The sequence below is a fragment of the Paractinoplanes durhamensis genome (assembly GCF_016862175.1).
GTDB classification, from domain to species: domain Bacteria; phylum Actinomycetota; class Actinomycetes; order Mycobacteriales; family Micromonosporaceae; genus Actinoplanes; species Actinoplanes durhamensis.
The window spans coordinates 82,094-95,905 of the sequence record NZ_BOML01000006.1 but is presented as its reverse complement, the minus strand read 5'-3'; the positions used below and the strand labels follow the sequence as shown (position 1 = coordinate 95,905).

At 67.5% G+C, this 13,812-nt stretch carries 13 protein-coding genes and 1 tRNA gene; 12 read left to right on the top strand and 2 right to left on the bottom strand.

Translation table 11 applies throughout. From position 1 onward, the window contains the following. Positions 1-11 precede the first annotated feature (11 nt). A tRNA-Met gene (locus Adu01nite_RS03335) sits at positions 12-85 on the top strand. Between the two features lie 94 nt (positions 86-179). On the opposite strand, the gene Adu01nite_RS03330 is transcribed toward Adu01nite_RS03335, so the two are convergent. Further along, complete coding sequence (locus tag Adu01nite_RS03330; RefSeq protein WP_203724727.1) at positions 180-878, bottom strand: hypothetical protein; 699 nt, start codon at positions 876-878, stop codon at positions 180-182. 147 nt (positions 879-1,025) lie between these two features. Between Adu01nite_RS03330 and Adu01nite_RS03325 the strand changes: the two genes are divergently transcribed. From Adu01nite_RS03325 to Adu01nite_RS03280, 10 genes are read left to right on the top strand one after another with little or no spacing between them, the layout of a single operon-like run. Then, positions 1,026-1,784, top strand: a complete 759-nt coding sequence (locus tag Adu01nite_RS03325) for a bestrophin-like domain (RefSeq protein WP_203724726.1) — start codon at positions 1,026-1,028, stop codon at positions 1,782-1,784. A 23-nt stretch (positions 1,785-1,807) separates the two neighbouring features. Continuing rightward, complete coding sequence (gene glgX / locus Adu01nite_RS03320) at positions 1,808-4,015, top strand: glycogen debranching protein GlgX (RefSeq protein ID WP_307836524.1); 2,208 nt, start codon at positions 1,808-1,810, stop codon at positions 4,013-4,015. A gap of 31 nt (positions 4,016-4,046) precedes the next feature. Further along, positions 4,047-6,233 carry an AGE family epimerase/isomerase gene (locus Adu01nite_RS03315; RefSeq protein WP_203724724.1) on the top strand — a complete coding sequence of 729 codons (2,187 nt, stop codon included), beginning with the start codon at positions 4,047-4,049 and terminating at the stop codon, positions 6,231-6,233. Beyond that, positions 6,230-7,093 carry a type 1 glutamine amidotransferase domain-containing protein gene (locus Adu01nite_RS03310; RefSeq protein ID WP_203724723.1) on the top strand — a complete coding sequence of 288 codons (864 nt, stop codon included), beginning with the start codon at positions 6,230-6,232 and terminating at the stop codon, positions 7,091-7,093. Before Adu01nite_RS03315 ends, Adu01nite_RS03310 begins: the two co-directional genes overlap by 4 nt. Then, positions 7,090-7,701, top strand: a complete 612-nt coding sequence (locus Adu01nite_RS03305) for a DJ-1/PfpI family protein (protein WP_203724722.1) — start codon at positions 7,090-7,092, stop codon at positions 7,699-7,701. The genes Adu01nite_RS03310 and Adu01nite_RS03305 overlap by 4 nt, the downstream gene beginning before the upstream one ends. After that, on the top strand, positions 7,698-9,377 hold the full coding sequence (locus tag Adu01nite_RS03300) for a thiamine pyrophosphate-binding protein (protein ID WP_203724721.1): 1,680 nt from the start codon (positions 7,698-7,700) through the stop codon (positions 9,375-9,377). Before Adu01nite_RS03305 ends, Adu01nite_RS03300 begins: the two co-directional genes overlap by 4 nt. A gap of 11 nt (positions 9,378-9,388) precedes the next feature. Beyond that, positions 9,389-9,820 carry a nuclear transport factor 2 family protein gene (locus Adu01nite_RS03295; RefSeq protein WP_239132121.1) on the top strand — a complete coding sequence of 144 codons (432 nt, stop codon included), beginning with the start codon at positions 9,389-9,391 and terminating at the stop codon, positions 9,818-9,820. Positions 9,821-9,840: 20 nt separating this feature from the next. After that, complete coding sequence (locus tag Adu01nite_RS03290; RefSeq protein WP_203724719.1) at positions 9,841-10,218, top strand: nuclear transport factor 2 family protein; 378 nt, start codon at positions 9,841-9,843, stop codon at positions 10,216-10,218. Positions 10,219-10,230: 12 nt separating this feature from the next. Then, positions 10,231-11,784 carry a GMC family oxidoreductase gene (locus Adu01nite_RS03285; RefSeq protein ID WP_203724718.1) on the top strand — a complete coding sequence of 518 codons (1,554 nt, stop codon included), beginning with the start codon at positions 10,231-10,233 and terminating at the stop codon, positions 11,782-11,784. Then, positions 11,777-12,184 (top strand): VOC family protein, encoded by a 408-nt coding sequence (locus tag Adu01nite_RS03280; protein WP_203724717.1) that lies wholly within the window; start codon positions 11,777-11,779, stop codon positions 12,182-12,184. Before Adu01nite_RS03285 ends, Adu01nite_RS03280 begins: the two co-directional genes overlap by 8 nt. Before the next feature lie 49 nt (positions 12,185-12,233). Here Adu01nite_RS03280 and Adu01nite_RS03275 read toward each other — a convergent pair whose 3' ends face one another. Further along, positions 12,234-12,581, bottom strand: a complete 348-nt coding sequence (locus Adu01nite_RS03275; RefSeq protein WP_203724716.1) for a Cif family virulence factor — start codon at positions 12,579-12,581, stop codon at positions 12,234-12,236. 793 nt (positions 12,582-13,374) lie between these two features. Here Adu01nite_RS03275 and Adu01nite_RS03270 point away from each other — a divergent pair. Then, the gene (locus Adu01nite_RS03270; protein WP_203724715.1) at positions 13,375-13,758 is read left to right on the top strand and encodes a GtrA family protein; all 384 of its coding nucleotides are present in this window, start codon (positions 13,375-13,377) and stop codon (positions 13,756-13,758) included. Positions 13,759-13,812 lie beyond the last annotated feature (54 nt).

The following is a 13,812-nucleotide window of genomic DNA, read 5'->3' as shown; positions in this document are numbered from 1 at the left end:
TTACCTACCGACGCGGGGTGGAGCAGCTCGGTAGCTCGCTGGGCTCATAACCCAGAGGTCGCAGGTTCAAATCCTGTCCCCGCTACAACGAAGTGCAGTTCAGAAGCCCTTCACCCGAAAAGGTGAAGGGCTTCTCTGTGTTCCGGGGCGAATGCGGACCACAGGTGGGACCTACTCGTCTAGGTACTCCACTCGATGATGGTTTTGGCGCCCTTCCAGTCGCGGTACTCGAAGATCAGGTTGACCGCCATGATGACGGTGGCGGTCTGCACCGCGCTGGACAGGCGGTCCAGGTAGCCGCGGACGTAGGCCCAGTCGCTGCCGTCGAAGAACAGGTAGAGCAGGAACGCGGCCGCCGTCGACAGGACGCACAGGCCGATCAGCGCGAGCAGGACGACCCGTTCGCGGCGGCGCACGCTCCACACGTACCGGCGGAAGCGGATGTGCCGGGTGCTGCTGATGGCACCGCGCGCGACAAGCGCGTTGCCGTCGAAGCGCCGTACCTCGACGTGCGGGTCGAATTCGCAGCGCTGGTCGGCCACCACCTGTTCGAAGGTGGGCGGGAACGCGGCGACCGCGTGCACGCACTGGTCCTTGAGGGCCGCCAGGTCGTCGCCGAACAGGCACAGAAGCAGGGCGCCGCGGCGGTCGAAGGAGGCGAGGCCCCACACGTTCGGGAACGTGGTGATCAGTACCGGGTCGCGCATCATGAGGTCGGCCCGGACCGTCTCGGGGAGCTTGGCCACGATCTCGGCCCGCCGGCCTCGCAGGTACGGCGAATCGTCGGGGTGGTCCGGACACCAGCCCATCGCGGCGAGCGCCTGTTCGACCGTCGCGCGGTCGGCGGAGCCGGTGCGGCACGACATCATCGCCCTCACGGCCTTGGACGGTACCGGGCCCGGTGGGCCTGGCCGCCGCCTTCGCGCGAATCGACGCTGCCGCGGTGTTGCCGCGGTCAGGATGAATGCCGAACGCATCACCCGGAATGAGGAAGGACGCGTTCAGTGAGATGGTTTGCGCTCAACGTGCCGGAATGGCTCAGCATCCTGATTTTCCTCGGCGGCCTGCCGGCGCTGATGCTGATTCTTCAGACCATTGTCAGACGGACTTTTCCTAATTGGGAACGCGGCGATCACAACGATGCGGCCGGTGTGATGCTTTCGGCCGCGGTGGTCGTTTATTCGGTGGCGATCGGACTGTGCGTCGTCACCCTGTGGGGAAAGCTCGACAGCGCGCAACAGGCCACCCAGGCGGAGGCGACCAACCTGGTGGCGATCGCCGAGGGCAGCCGGGTGTTCGACGCGACCGTGCAGGAACAGATCCGGTCCGAGGCCATCGCGTACAACCGCGACGTGGTGGACCACTGGTCACTCCGGATCCGCGGCGAGTCGCAGCTCCAGGTGGGCCGTGATCTCGACGGCCTGGTCGCGACCGTCGGGCAACTCGAGCCCAGGACCGAGGCCCAGCGCGCCTTCGTCGAGGACGCCGTGGGCCGGTTGACGCAGGCCGGCGAGTTGCGCGTCGAATCCGTTCGGCTGGCCCACGATCAGCAACTCCCGGGCGTTGTCTGGCTCGCGGTCCTCGGCAGTTCGGTGGTGGTGCTGGGGCTGTGCCTGACGTGTGGGGTGCGGGACGGCGTGTTGCGCCGGATCCTGCTGATCGGGGTGACGGCCACGGTCGGCATCAACCTGTTTCTGGTGACCGAACTCAACTACCCGTTCTACGGGGACATCCGGGTCGGGCCGGACAGCTACCAGAACGCCGTGACGTTGCTGGCGGAGTAACCAAATCTCCGAACCTCAGCAGCATGCACGAAAGCTCACCTACGCTGACCCCGACGCGGATAGCAAGCCATTACGGACAGCCTCAGGATGTGTTCATGAAGGCTCAGGCTCTTACCCTGCCGAAGTCGACGAAATCCCCGAAACACCCGAAGTCTTATACCGTCGAACGTGGCCGCCATCATCCATTGGGGGCACATCCGGACGCCGGCGGCATCAGTTTCGCTTTCTTCTCCGAATACGCCACCGGGATCGAACTGCTGCTGTTCGACGCGCACGACGCGATCGAGCCGTTCCAGACCATCACGATGGATCCGGAGGACAACCGGAGCTTCGCCATCTGGCACGCGTACGTCCGGGATCTGAAGGCACCGGTGTTCTACGCGTTGCGGGTGTTCGGGCCGGAAGGTGAACAGGCCCGCCACCAGGGTCACCGGTTCGATCCGCAGAAGGTGCTGATCGACCCGTACGCCCGCGGCCTGGACCGGACCCTGTGGGAGCGGGGATCGGCGTGCGTTCCCGGCGACAACGTGGCGACCTCGCTACGGTCGGCGGTGGTCGACCTGGCCGACTACGACTGGGCGGGCGACGAACCGCTGAACCGCCCGATGGAGGATCTCGTCATCTACGAGATGCACGTCGGCGGGTTCACCCGGTCGCCGAGTGCCGGGGTGAAGAACCCGGGCACCTTCGCCGGGGTCGTCGAGAAGATCCCGTACCTCAAGGAACTCGGCATCACCGCGGTGGAGCTGCTGCCGGTCTTCGACTTCGACGACAGCGAGACGCGTACGGTCGGCGACCGTACCCTGACGAATTTCTGGGGTTACAGCACCGCCGCCTTCTTCGCCCCGCACGCGGGTTTCTGCACCACCCCGGAGCTGGGCCGGCACGTCCGCGAGTTCCGGGACATGGTGAAGGCGCTGCACCGGGCCGGCATCGAGGTGATCCTCGACGTGGTGTTCAACCACACCGACGAGGGCAACCACCTGGGCCCGCTGTTCTCGTTCGCCGGCTGGGACAACCGCAACTACTACTACCTCGACCCGGCCGACCCGCAGTTCTACTACGACTACTCGGGCTGCGGTAACACCCTGATGACCAACCACCCGATCGTCACCAAGATGGTGGTCGACTGCCTGGAGTACTGGGTCCGGGAGATGCACGTCGACGGGTTCCGGTTCGACGAGGCGGCGGTGCTGAGCCGCGGCGCCGGTGGCGAGATCCTGGACGAGCCGCCGGCCATCTGGCAGATCGAGCTGTCCGACACGCTGGCCGACACCAAAATCATCGCCGAGGCCTGGGACGCGGCCGGAGCGTACGAGGTGGGCCGCTACCCGGGTTACCGGTGGGCCGAGTGGAACGGCCTGTACCGCGACACGATGCGCCGTTTCGTGCGGGGCGAGCCGGGGCTGGCCGGTGCGGTGGCGACCCGGCTGGCCGGCAGCGCCGACCTCTACCAGGCCCGCGGTCACCGGCCGATCAACAGCGTCAACTTCGTCACCTGCCACGACGGGTTCACCCTGGCCGACCTGGTGTCCTACAACGAGAAGCACAACTGGGCCAACGGCGAGGACAACCGGGACGGCAACGACGACAACATGAGCTGGAACTGCGGGCAGGAGGGGCCGACCGACGACACCGCCGTGCGGTCGCTCCGGGAGCGGCAGATCCGCAACTTCGCCACCCTGCTGATGATGTCGCGGGGAGTGCCGATGCTGGTCGCCGGCGACGAGATCGGCCGGACCCAGCAGGGCAACAACAACGCCTACTGCCAGGACAACGAGATCAGCTGGTTCGACTGGCACCTCGCCGACGCCAACCCGGACCTGCTGCGCTTCTGGACGAAGCTGCTGGCGTTCCGTAAGGCCAACCGGGTTCTGCGGCGGCGGGAGTTCTACAACGGACTGGCCAACAGCCGCGGCGTACCCGACCTCACCTGGCACGGCACCCGGCTCGACGCGCCCGGCTGGACCGACCCGGACACCCGCGCCCTGGCCTGCACGATCGGCGGCGAGGGTGACGAGCCCGACCTGCACCTGATGATGAACATGTACTGGGAGCCGCTCGATTTCGAGTTGATGGGCATCCCCGGCCATCGCTGGGCCACGGCCATCAACACGGCCCTCCCGGCGCCCGCCGACATCGTCGAGCCCGGCGCCGAACAGCCCGTCGACGGATCAACCTATGCGGTCGCCGGACGCAGCATCGCCGTGCTCGTGTCCCGGCCCTACTGACCAGCTCTCCTTCCCCGCCTTTGGAGGCACTGTGTCCAACGCGTTGGACTTCACGTTCTCGGATCTCATCGCCGGTTACCTCACCGGGTACGACCCGGACACTGACATCGCGGAGCTGCATACCTCGGACGGCCGGCCGTACTCGGTCAAGCTCACCGTGAACACCGTCGGCGAGATGATGCGCAATCTGGGCGAGGCGTACATCGACGCCACCGCCCAGCTGCGCGGGCTCATGCAGCCGGGCCGGTTCATCCATGTGTACGGGGTGTTCTACCCGGCCGAGGCGGACGGGACGGCCTTCGAGGCCAAGCACGTCACGCTGTTCGGCAAGGAGGCCGACGAGTACCGGTTCGAGTCGCAGGACTGGTGGCTCAAGCAGATCGTCAAAATCGCCGACTTCTACCTCGACTCCGAGTTCGGGCCGGGCGCGACGACGTTCGACTTCCGCAACTACCGCACCGACCTGACCATGCTCGGCACCGCCACGCAGTCGACGCGGCAGGAGACCGACACGATCTCCCGACTCATCTACGGTCTGGCCACCGCGTACATGATCTCCGGGAAGCAGCCCTATCTGGACGCCGCGTCGTCCGGCGCGCAGTACCTGATCGATCATCTCTGCTGCGTGGACCGGACCGCGGAGATCGCGTACTGGTACCACGCCATCACGATCCAGCCGGACGGCACCGAGCGGAAGATCCTCGCCTCCGAGTTCGGCGACGACTACGACGCCATCCCGTGCTACGAGCAGATCTACGCGCTGGCCGGCCTGACCCAGGTGTACCGGATCACCGGCGATCCGAAGCTCCGCGAGATCATCGACCTCACGGTCAATCTGTTCGACAAATACTTCAAGGACAAGACCAACTTCTCCGACGGTACGCCGCGGCGCGGGTACTACTCACACATCGATCCGGTGACGTTCGACCCGCTGAGCCCGGCGCTGAACGAGGGCGGCCGCACCAACCGGGACCGCAAGAACTGGAACTCGGTCGGCGACCACATCCCGGCGTACCTCATCAATCTGTTCCTGGCCACCGGCGAGGAACGGTTCGCCGACATGCTCGAGGACCAGTGCGACACCATCACCCAGCACTTCCCGGACTACGAGAACAGCCCGTTCGTCCAGGAGAAGTTCTTCGGTGACTGGCGCAAGGACCAGAAGTACGGCTCCCAGCTGAACCGGGCGATCGTCGGGCACAACCTGAAGATCGCGTGGAACCTGATGCGGGTCAACAGCACCCGGCCCAAGGCCGAGTACGTCGCGTTCGCCGAGAAGATCGCCGACCTGATGCCCGGCGTCGGCAGCGACCGTCAGCGCGGCGGCTGGTACGACATGGTCGAGCGGGTCAAACAGCCGGGGGAGAAGTTCCACCGGCTGGTCTGGCACGACCGCAAAGCCTGGTGGCAGCAGGAGCAGGGCATCCTGGCCTACCTGATCCTGAACGGCGTCTTCGGCAAGCCGGAGTACGCCAAGCAGGCCCGGGAGAGCGCGGCGTTCTACAACGCCTGGATGCTCGACACCGGGGCCGGCGGCGTCTACTTCAACGTCCTGGCCAACGGCATGCCGTTCGCCCTCGGCGGCGAGCGCAGCAAGGGCTCGCACTCGATGGCCATGTACCACAGCGCGGAACTGGCCTTCCTGGCCTCGGTCTACGGCAACCTGCTGTCCAACAACCAGCCGATGGACTTCTACTTCCGGCCGCAGCCGGGCGCCTTCAACGGGATGCTGCGGGTCTCGCCCGACCTGCTCCCGCCGAAGAGCGTGAAGATCGAGCAGGTCTGGGTCAACGGCCACGAACACCGCGACTTCGACCCGACCGGCCTGACCGTGCGGCTGCCGCGCAGCCAGGAGCAGCAGACGGTACGCGTACGGCTGGCGCCGGTCTCGGTCTCCTTCAGCGCCGACACGCTGGACACCACCGGCGGGCGGGCGCAGATCTCGCTGCTCGGCACGCTCGCCGTGGCCGACCTGTCGGTGCTGCGCGAACAGGTGGAGGCCGCGCTCACCGCGGGCTGCGACACGATCAGCTTCGACGTGACCGACCTGGTCTATCTGGATCCACAGGCGGTCCGCTATCTCGCCCTGACCAAGCAGCATCGCGAGTTCACCCTCGACGTGATCGGGGCCAAGGGCCAGGTCGCCCAGCAGCTCCAGGACAGCGAGCTGTACCAGGAACTGGCCACGGCCGGCGGGCGCAAGGGTGGTCGGTCATGACCCGGGTGCTCTTCGCGATCTCCGAGTGGGGTTACTGGGGCGAGGAACTGATCGGCCCGCTCGAGGCCTGCGACAAGGCCGGGTACGAGGTGGAGTTCCTCACCCCGACCGGGAACCGGCCCACGCCGCTCGCGGTCAGCATGGCCCCCGGCTTCGTCGACCCGCCGCAGGGCAAGTCGGTGACGAGCGACGACATGGCCGGGCGCACCCGCGACCTGGACGCGTCGCACCGGCTCGACAAGCCGCACAACCTCGCCGACTGGGTGCCGGTCCGGCCGTACCCGAGCTCGCCGACCTATCTGCGCGACATGGAGGCGTACCACCAGGCGATCGAACGCATCGTCAGTCACGACCTGCCCGGGTACGACGCGCTGGTCATCGTCGGCGGCAGCGGGGCCATGGTGGACCTGGCCAACAACCAGCGGCTGCACGAGCTCGTGCTGGGTTTCGTCCGGCTGGACCGGCCGATCGCGGCGGTCTGTTACGGCGTCGCCACCCTCGCCTTCGCCCGGGATCCGCTGCGCAAGCTGAGCCTGATCCGCGGCAAGCGGGTCACCGGCCACCCGATCGACTACGACTTCCACGACGGCACCGGGTTCGAGGGGCCGCACGCGGTCGATGGCTCGAAGAAGGGCTTCGGCGACGAATACATCAACTTCGGGCCGCCGTTCTATCCGCTGGAGTTCATCCTGCGCGACGCGGTCGGGCCGGAGGGCGAGTTCATCGGCAACGTCGGGCACTCCGAGTCGGTCATCGTGGACTACCCGTTCATCACCGCCCGGTCGACCGAGTCCTCGGTCGGCTGCGGGCGGGCGCTGGTCGACGTCCTGGATCGCAACGTACGTCGATACGGCTGGTGACTCGGGTGCTGCTGGAAGGCAAGAAGATCGGGATCCTGCTCGAGAGCGACTTCTACGAGCACGAGATCTGGTACTACCGCTACCGGTTCCCGGAGGAGGGCGCCGAGGTGCACTTCCTCACCCGGATGTGGGGGCAGCCGTCGCTGACCTTCACCGGGCACGAGTACAAGGCGCCGTTCGTCTGCACCGAGAGCTTCGAGAACATGAGCGACGAGGAACTGCGCTCCTACTCGGCGCTGATCATCCCGTCGGCGATGGTGTCCGACCGGCTGCGGTACAGCGAGAACCTGGCCGAGCTGCCGCCGGCCACCGACCTGATGCGCCGGGCGTTCGCCGAGCCGGGCATCGTGAAGGGGATCATCTGCCACGGGCTGTGGCTGATGTCCCGGGTGCCCGAGCTGATCCGCGGACGCCGGCTGGTCTGTCACCCCAACCTGTACGGCGACGCCCTGAACATGGGCGCCCGCTACGAGGACGCCGACGTGGTGGTCGACGACGACCTGGTGACCGGCCGGACCGGAGCGCAGGCCGGCGCGTTCGCCCGGACCCTGATCGAGCAGGTCGCGTCGCGTTCGCGGGAGCCGGTCGGTGCGGGGAGGCGCTCATGACCGCCGTTACCGGCCACCGGCGCCTGCTGGAACAGTTGCGCGCCGACGGCATCCGGCACCTGTTCGGCAATCCCGGGTCGAGCGAGGAGGGCCTGCTCGACGAGATCACCCGGTTCCCGGACCTCGAGTATGTGATGGGTCTGCAGGAAGCGGCCCTGGTCTGCATGGCCGACGGCTACGCCCAGGCGACCGGCAAGCCGGCCGCGGTGCTGCTGCACAGCGGGGTGGGGCTGGGCAACGCGGTCGGCAGCCTCTACCACGCGCTGCACCGGCAGACCCCGATGGTGGTGATGGCCGGGGAGGCGGGCGTCGCCTACGACGCGCTGGAGGCGCACATGTCGGCCGACCTCGTCGACATCGCCCGCCCGGTGACCAAGTACGCGACCCGTGCCATCCACCCGGCCAGCCTGGTGCGGCTGCTGCGCCGGTGCGTCAAGGTCGCCTCGACCCCGCCGTGCGGGCCGGTCTTCCTGGCCGTCCCGCAGGACGTGCTCGATCAGTTCAACGACGAGCCGGTGCTGCCGACCGTCGTACCCGACACCCGGGTCGCGCCCGAACCCGGTGCGGTCGAGGCGGCCGCGAAACTCCTGGCCGGCGCGCGCAATCCGGTGATTCTGGCCGGCGACGGGGTGGCCGCCAGCGGCGCGGTCGACGAACTGGTCCGCTTCGCCGAGACCTGGGGTTCCGGGGTGTGGGGCGCGATGGCTTCCCAGCTGATCATGCCGTGGACCCATCCGCTGTGGGCCGGCCTGACCGGGCACATGTTCGGCACCGACAGCGCGGCCGTAGTCGCCGAGGCCGACGCCGTGGTGGTGTGCGGGACCTACGTGTTCCCCGACGTGTTCGGGGCGACCACCAACCCGTTCCGGGCCGACGCGACGGTCGTGCACATCGACCTCGACCCCGCCGCGATCGCCAAGAACCACCCGGTCACCATCGGGATGGTCAGCGATCCGCGGCTCACCCTGCGGGCACTGTCCGACTCGCTCAGCCGGGTCATGACCGACGCGCAGCGCGGCACCGCGGCCGAGCGGGCCCAGCAGCGGGGCAGCGACAGCGCGACGGCCCGGAGTCAGGCGCGCGCGGCTGACGAGGCGCGGCGCGAGGAGACGCCGATGCGGATGTCGGCGGTCGCGGCCCGGCTCGCCGACCTGCTGCCGCCGGACGCGATCATCTTCGACGAGGCGCTGACCAACTCGCCGGCCCTGACCCGGTGGGTGACGCCGGAACGACCCGGTCACTTCTTCCAGACCCCGGGCGGAACCCTCGGCGTCGGCCTGCCCGGGGCGGTCGGGCTGAAGCTCGCCCAGCCGGACAGGACCGTGGTCGGGTTCTCCGGCGACGGCGGCTCGATGTACACGTACCAGGCGCTGTGGAGCGCGGCCCACCACCGGATCGCCGCGAAGTTCGTGGTCTGCCACAACTCCAGCTACCGGCTCCTCAAGGAGAACCTGGTGCGGTACTGGCCGGACGGCGACAGCGGCCGGCGCGAGTTCCCGCCGTTCTTCGACGTGCACGAGCCGACCATCGACTTCGTCGCGCTGGCCGGGGCGCTCGGTGTGCCCGGCATGCAGGTCAGCAAACCCGGTGAGGTGGACGAGGCGATCCACGCCATGCTCGGCCACGACGGCCCGTACCTGCTCGAAGTCGTCCTCGACCGCGAAGTACCCGGCTAGGAGGCCCGGTGATGGCATTGACCGAGGAGAACATCCGCAAACTGGTCACCGCGTGGTACCGGGCCCTGGACCGGCACGACGAGCTCGGCGCGGTGCTGCCGTACCTGCTCGACGATGGCCTGGAGATGCGCTTCCCGGAGGCGACCGCACACGGGCACAGCGGCTTCGCCGACTGGTACAAGGCCGTCACCAACCGCTTCTTCGACGAGACGCACGCGGTCACCTCGGTGGACGTCACCGCGCTCGACCAGCGCACCGCGAGCGTCTCGGTCGTCGTCAACTGGCAGGCCCGGATCTGGAACCCGCCGGCCGCCAACAGCCAATGGCTGGGCTTCGACGCCTACCAGAGCTGGGAACTGGTCGCCGCGCCGGGCGACTCGATCAAGCTCAAGACCTACGTGGTCGACCGGCTGGAGCCGATGCCGGGCTCCGCCTCCCTCTGAGACCTCCGAAGGAGGACACCGTGGATACCAAGGCCGTTGTCACCCGGTACTACGAACTGGCCAACGCCGGGCGCTGGGACGACTGGTGCGACCTGTTCGCCGTGGACCAGGTGATGGACGAACAACTCGCCGGGCACGTGGAGGGCCGCGAGACGCTGCGCACGATGATGGCCGGCTTCCCCGGCATGTACGCGTCGTTCCGCAACCAGCTCAAGGAGCTGATTGTCGAGAACGAGCGGGCCGCGGTGGTCTCGCACATCTCCGCGGTCACCCCCGGTGGCGCCCGGATCGAGGCCGACGTCATGAACTACTTCCGGGTCGCGGACGGGGCCATCACCTACATGGCCAACTTCCATGACACCCTGCCGTTCCGGACGGCGTTGCAGCCCACCGCCTAGGGAGCCGAAACCGTGACCAGCGACGAGGAATTCGACTACGTGATCGTCGGGGGCGGCACCGCGGGATCGGTGCTGGCCCACCGGCTCAGCGCGGACCCCGGCGTCCGGGTGCTGGTGCTGGAGGCCGGCAGCGACTTCGTACCGGCCGGCGTGGACGCCGCCCCGCTGTGGTACACCCTGCTCGGCAGCACCGTGGACTGGGGCTATCAGACCGTGCCGCAGCCCGGCCTGGGCGGGCGGCGGGTCTACGAGCCGCGCGGCAAGCTGCCCGGCGGCAGCAGCAACCTGTACATCATGATGCACGTCCGCGGGCATCGATCGGACTTCGACAACTGGGCTTATCAGGGCGCGGCCGGCTGGTCCTACGCCGACCTGCAGCCGTACTTCGAGCGGCTCGAGGGCACCCAGACCGTGACCAACGCCGGCCGGCACCAGCCGAACCCGATGTCGCAGGTCTTCATCGACGCCTGCAAGGAACTGGGCCACCGCGAGGTCGCGGATTTCAACGGCCCGGAGATGATCGGCACCGGCTGGCACCACATCGACGTGCAGGACGGCGAGCGGCGCGGGGCACTGAAGTCCTACCTGGAACCGGTGCTGGACCGCCCGAATCTCACGCTGCGCACCGACGCGTACGCCATGAATTTGATCTTTGAAGGCACCCGCTGCGCCGGGGTCCGCTACCAACAGCAGACGCCCGCCGCGCCCGCCGCCGAAGGCCGGCGGCTGAGCGGCGCCTCGCCCGCGGAGCCGGGCGTACGGACCGTGCGTTCCACCGCCGAGACGATCGTCTGTCTCGGCGCGATCGAGTCGCCGAAACTGTTGCTGTTGTCCGGGATCGGCGCCGCCGAGCAGCTGCGGCGGTTCCGCCTGCCGGTGGTGGCCGACCTGCCCGGGGTCGGCGAGAACTTCCACAACCACGTGCTCACCGGCCTGATCGCGGAGACCACCGAGCCGGTGGCGGCGGGCCGGCAGAACCTGTCGGAGTCCGCGCTGTTCGCGCTGTCCGAACCGGGGATGATCGCGCCGGACCTGCAGCTGGCCTTCGTGCACGTGCCGTTCGACATCATCGTCGGCCAGCAGTACCCGAACGCGGTGTCGATCCTGCCCGGCGTGGTGCGCCCGCAGTCGCGCGGCACCATCCGGCTGGCCTCGACCGACCCGCTGGAAGCGCCGCTGATCGACCCGAACTACCTGGGTGACCAGGCCGACGTACGGCGGATGGTGGAGGCGGTCAAGATGTCCCGGGACATCTTCGCCTCGGTGGCGTTCAAGGCCCATCTCAAGAGCGAGCTGCTGCCCGGGCCGAAGGTACAGACCGACGCCGAGATCGAACAGTTCGTCCGGGAGCGCGCGGACTGCTACCACCACCAGGCCGGTTCGTGCCGGATCGGCATCGACGACCTCGCCGTCGTCGACCCCGAGTTGCGCGTCCGCGGGGTGGACGGGGTGCGGGTGGTCGACGCCAGCGTGATGCCGGCGGTGCCGTCGGGCAACTGCCACACCGCCGTCGTCGCGATCGCGGAACGGGCCGCCGACCTGATCAACGAGGCCCGGCATGCCTGACGTCCGCTGGTCGCACGTCGGCCTGAACTGCCGCGACCAGGCCGTCACCGAGGCGTTCTACCAGCGGCTGTTCGGGTTCCGCCGGGCCCGGGTGGTGCCGGTGGACGACGGCGAGATCATCTTCCTGCGGCAGGGTGACGTCTACTTGGAACTGTTCCAGTCCGCCGCACCGTCGCGGGTGCACGGCGACGCGGACGGGCCGCCGGACCCGGGCATCACCCGGCACCTGGCATTTCAGACCGACGACCTGGACGCCTTCCTGGCGGCCGCCGCCGACGTCCCGGTCTCGCTGGGGCCGCTGAGTTTCGACGCGTTCATCAGCGGCTGGCGCAGCGTCTGGCTGACCGACCCGGACGGTCTGGTGGTCGAGGTGAGCGAGGGCTACCACGACGCGGGCTGACCGAACGAAGGCGGTGGGGTCCGCGACCCCACCGCCTTTTGCGTGCCGGTCAATTCTGCGGACGCTCGACGAACGTCGCGGTCTGCCGCTTCACCAGCCCGTTCTCGAAGTACATGGTGCCGACGGCCCAGTACAGCGTGCCGTTGAGCCGCTCGGACGCCTGATAGACCAGCAGATCATCAGTGGTCCTCAGGCCGGCCATCTCGCCGAGCTGAGGGTTCTGGGTGAGGTAGCCGTCGAACATCTTCTTGATCTCGGCGCGGCCGTGGGCCTCGAAGTCGAACCGGATGAAAACGGCGTCCTCGGTGTACCGGTTGGCGAGGCCGGCGGTGTCGCCGGCCTCCAGCAGTTTGACCTGCGTCTCCAGAAAGTCTTCGGCGATGGTGGTGGTGGCCATGGCGGTCCCTTCCCAGGATTTGCGTTATATGGCTGCTTTATACAAATGTCTTACTTGCCCGGCTAATTCATAATACTGCGAATGCGGCTCGGGAAGGCGATATTGAGCGCGCTGAGCGCTGATTTCCGCCCACTCGGATCCCCACGTGACTTGTGGTTGCGGTTGGGGCGGCTGATGAAATGCGGGTTTCGGTGGGGTGGCGGTTTTGTTTCCGATTCGGGGGCGCTGCTTATGGTGATCTTGGCGTGAGGTTCGCGGGCGTTTTGCTTTTAACGTGATTGGTAGCGGTGGGCAATAGGGCGAACGCCTTTTTGGTGGTCTTGTTGCTGACACTTGGGTTGTTGTTTTTGAGGGTGTGAGCTGAATCTCGCCATTGGTCAGCGCAAGATCTCTTGAGAGCTAATTGATCTTGAGGAGCGGCGGAGCGCGTGGATTCCTGCTCGCGGCCAAGTCTCTGAGCTGGCGAAACTTGGCATCTCGGAGCGTTGGGTGGGTCGGGTGGCCGGGTGTGGAATGGGTCTGGTCGTGGGGTTGCGGTTCGCGCGGAAATTGGGCTACGCCCGGTTTTGTCGGGCGGCGTAATCGGTTCGCTATTTAGGTGAGCGGTGGCCGTAACAGGGTGTGCTTGACGGTGAATTGGGGAACCGTCCACTCTGGTGTAGGTGATTGACGCGCCGGTATTGATAATGGCGCCTCCTGCTAGCTGACCAGCCATTACGCATGATTTTCTCGGGGGCAGGGGGCAATGGACGCTTTTCGTGTGCATCGGCGGCGCCTATTTCGGTTTGCGTTGGTGGGCGGGTTCTGTTTCGGGGTGCAGTACGCGGTCATGATGGCGCTCGCCGGAGCGGGGGTTGACCTCTCGCTGGCGAACGCGGCCGGGTTCGCCCTCTCCGCCCAGGTGAACTTCCTGCTCAGCGCGGTGTTCACGTGGGGCGGCGCGGTCGGGCTGTCGTGGCTGCGGTGGGCGTCCTACAACTCGACGGCGCTGCTGGGCCTGGCCATGAACACGGCGGTGTTCAGCGTTGTGCACCGGACGTTCGGCTCATTTCTCGGCACTCTCGCGGGAGTCGGCGCCGGTGCCGTCTTCACGTACCTCGTAGGCAACTTCCTGATCTTCCGGCAAGCGCGCCGGGCGCCGATCGCGTCCACGGCGGAAGCGGAGATTGCGGCATGACCGAGCGAAGCGAGCGTCATGATCGCGTTTTTGGTCTTCCGGCTTTTCCTCAAG

Coding starts and splice junctions, on each gene's coding strand:
- glgX (WP_307836524.1), top strand. CDS start 1,808: ATGCACGAAAGCTCACCTACGCTGACCCCGACGCGGATAGCAAGCCAT.
- Adu01nite_RS03310 (WP_203724723.1), top strand. CDS start 6,230: ATGACCCGGGTGCTCTTCGCGATCTCCGAGTGGGGTTACTGGGGCGAG.
- Adu01nite_RS03300 (WP_203724721.1), top strand. CDS start 7,698: ATGACCGCCGTTACCGGCCACCGGCGCCTGCTGGAACAGTTGCGCGCC.
- Adu01nite_RS03295 (WP_239132121.1), top strand. CDS start 9,389: ATGGCATTGACCGAGGAGAACATCCGCAAACTGGTCACCGCGTGGTAC.
- Adu01nite_RS03280 (WP_203724717.1), top strand. CDS start 11,777: ATGCCTGACGTCCGCTGGTCGCACGTCGGCCTGAACTGCCGCGACCAG.
- Adu01nite_RS03275 (WP_203724716.1), bottom strand. CDS start 12,581: ATGGCCACCACCACCATCGCCGAAGACTTTCTGGAGACGCAGGTCAAA.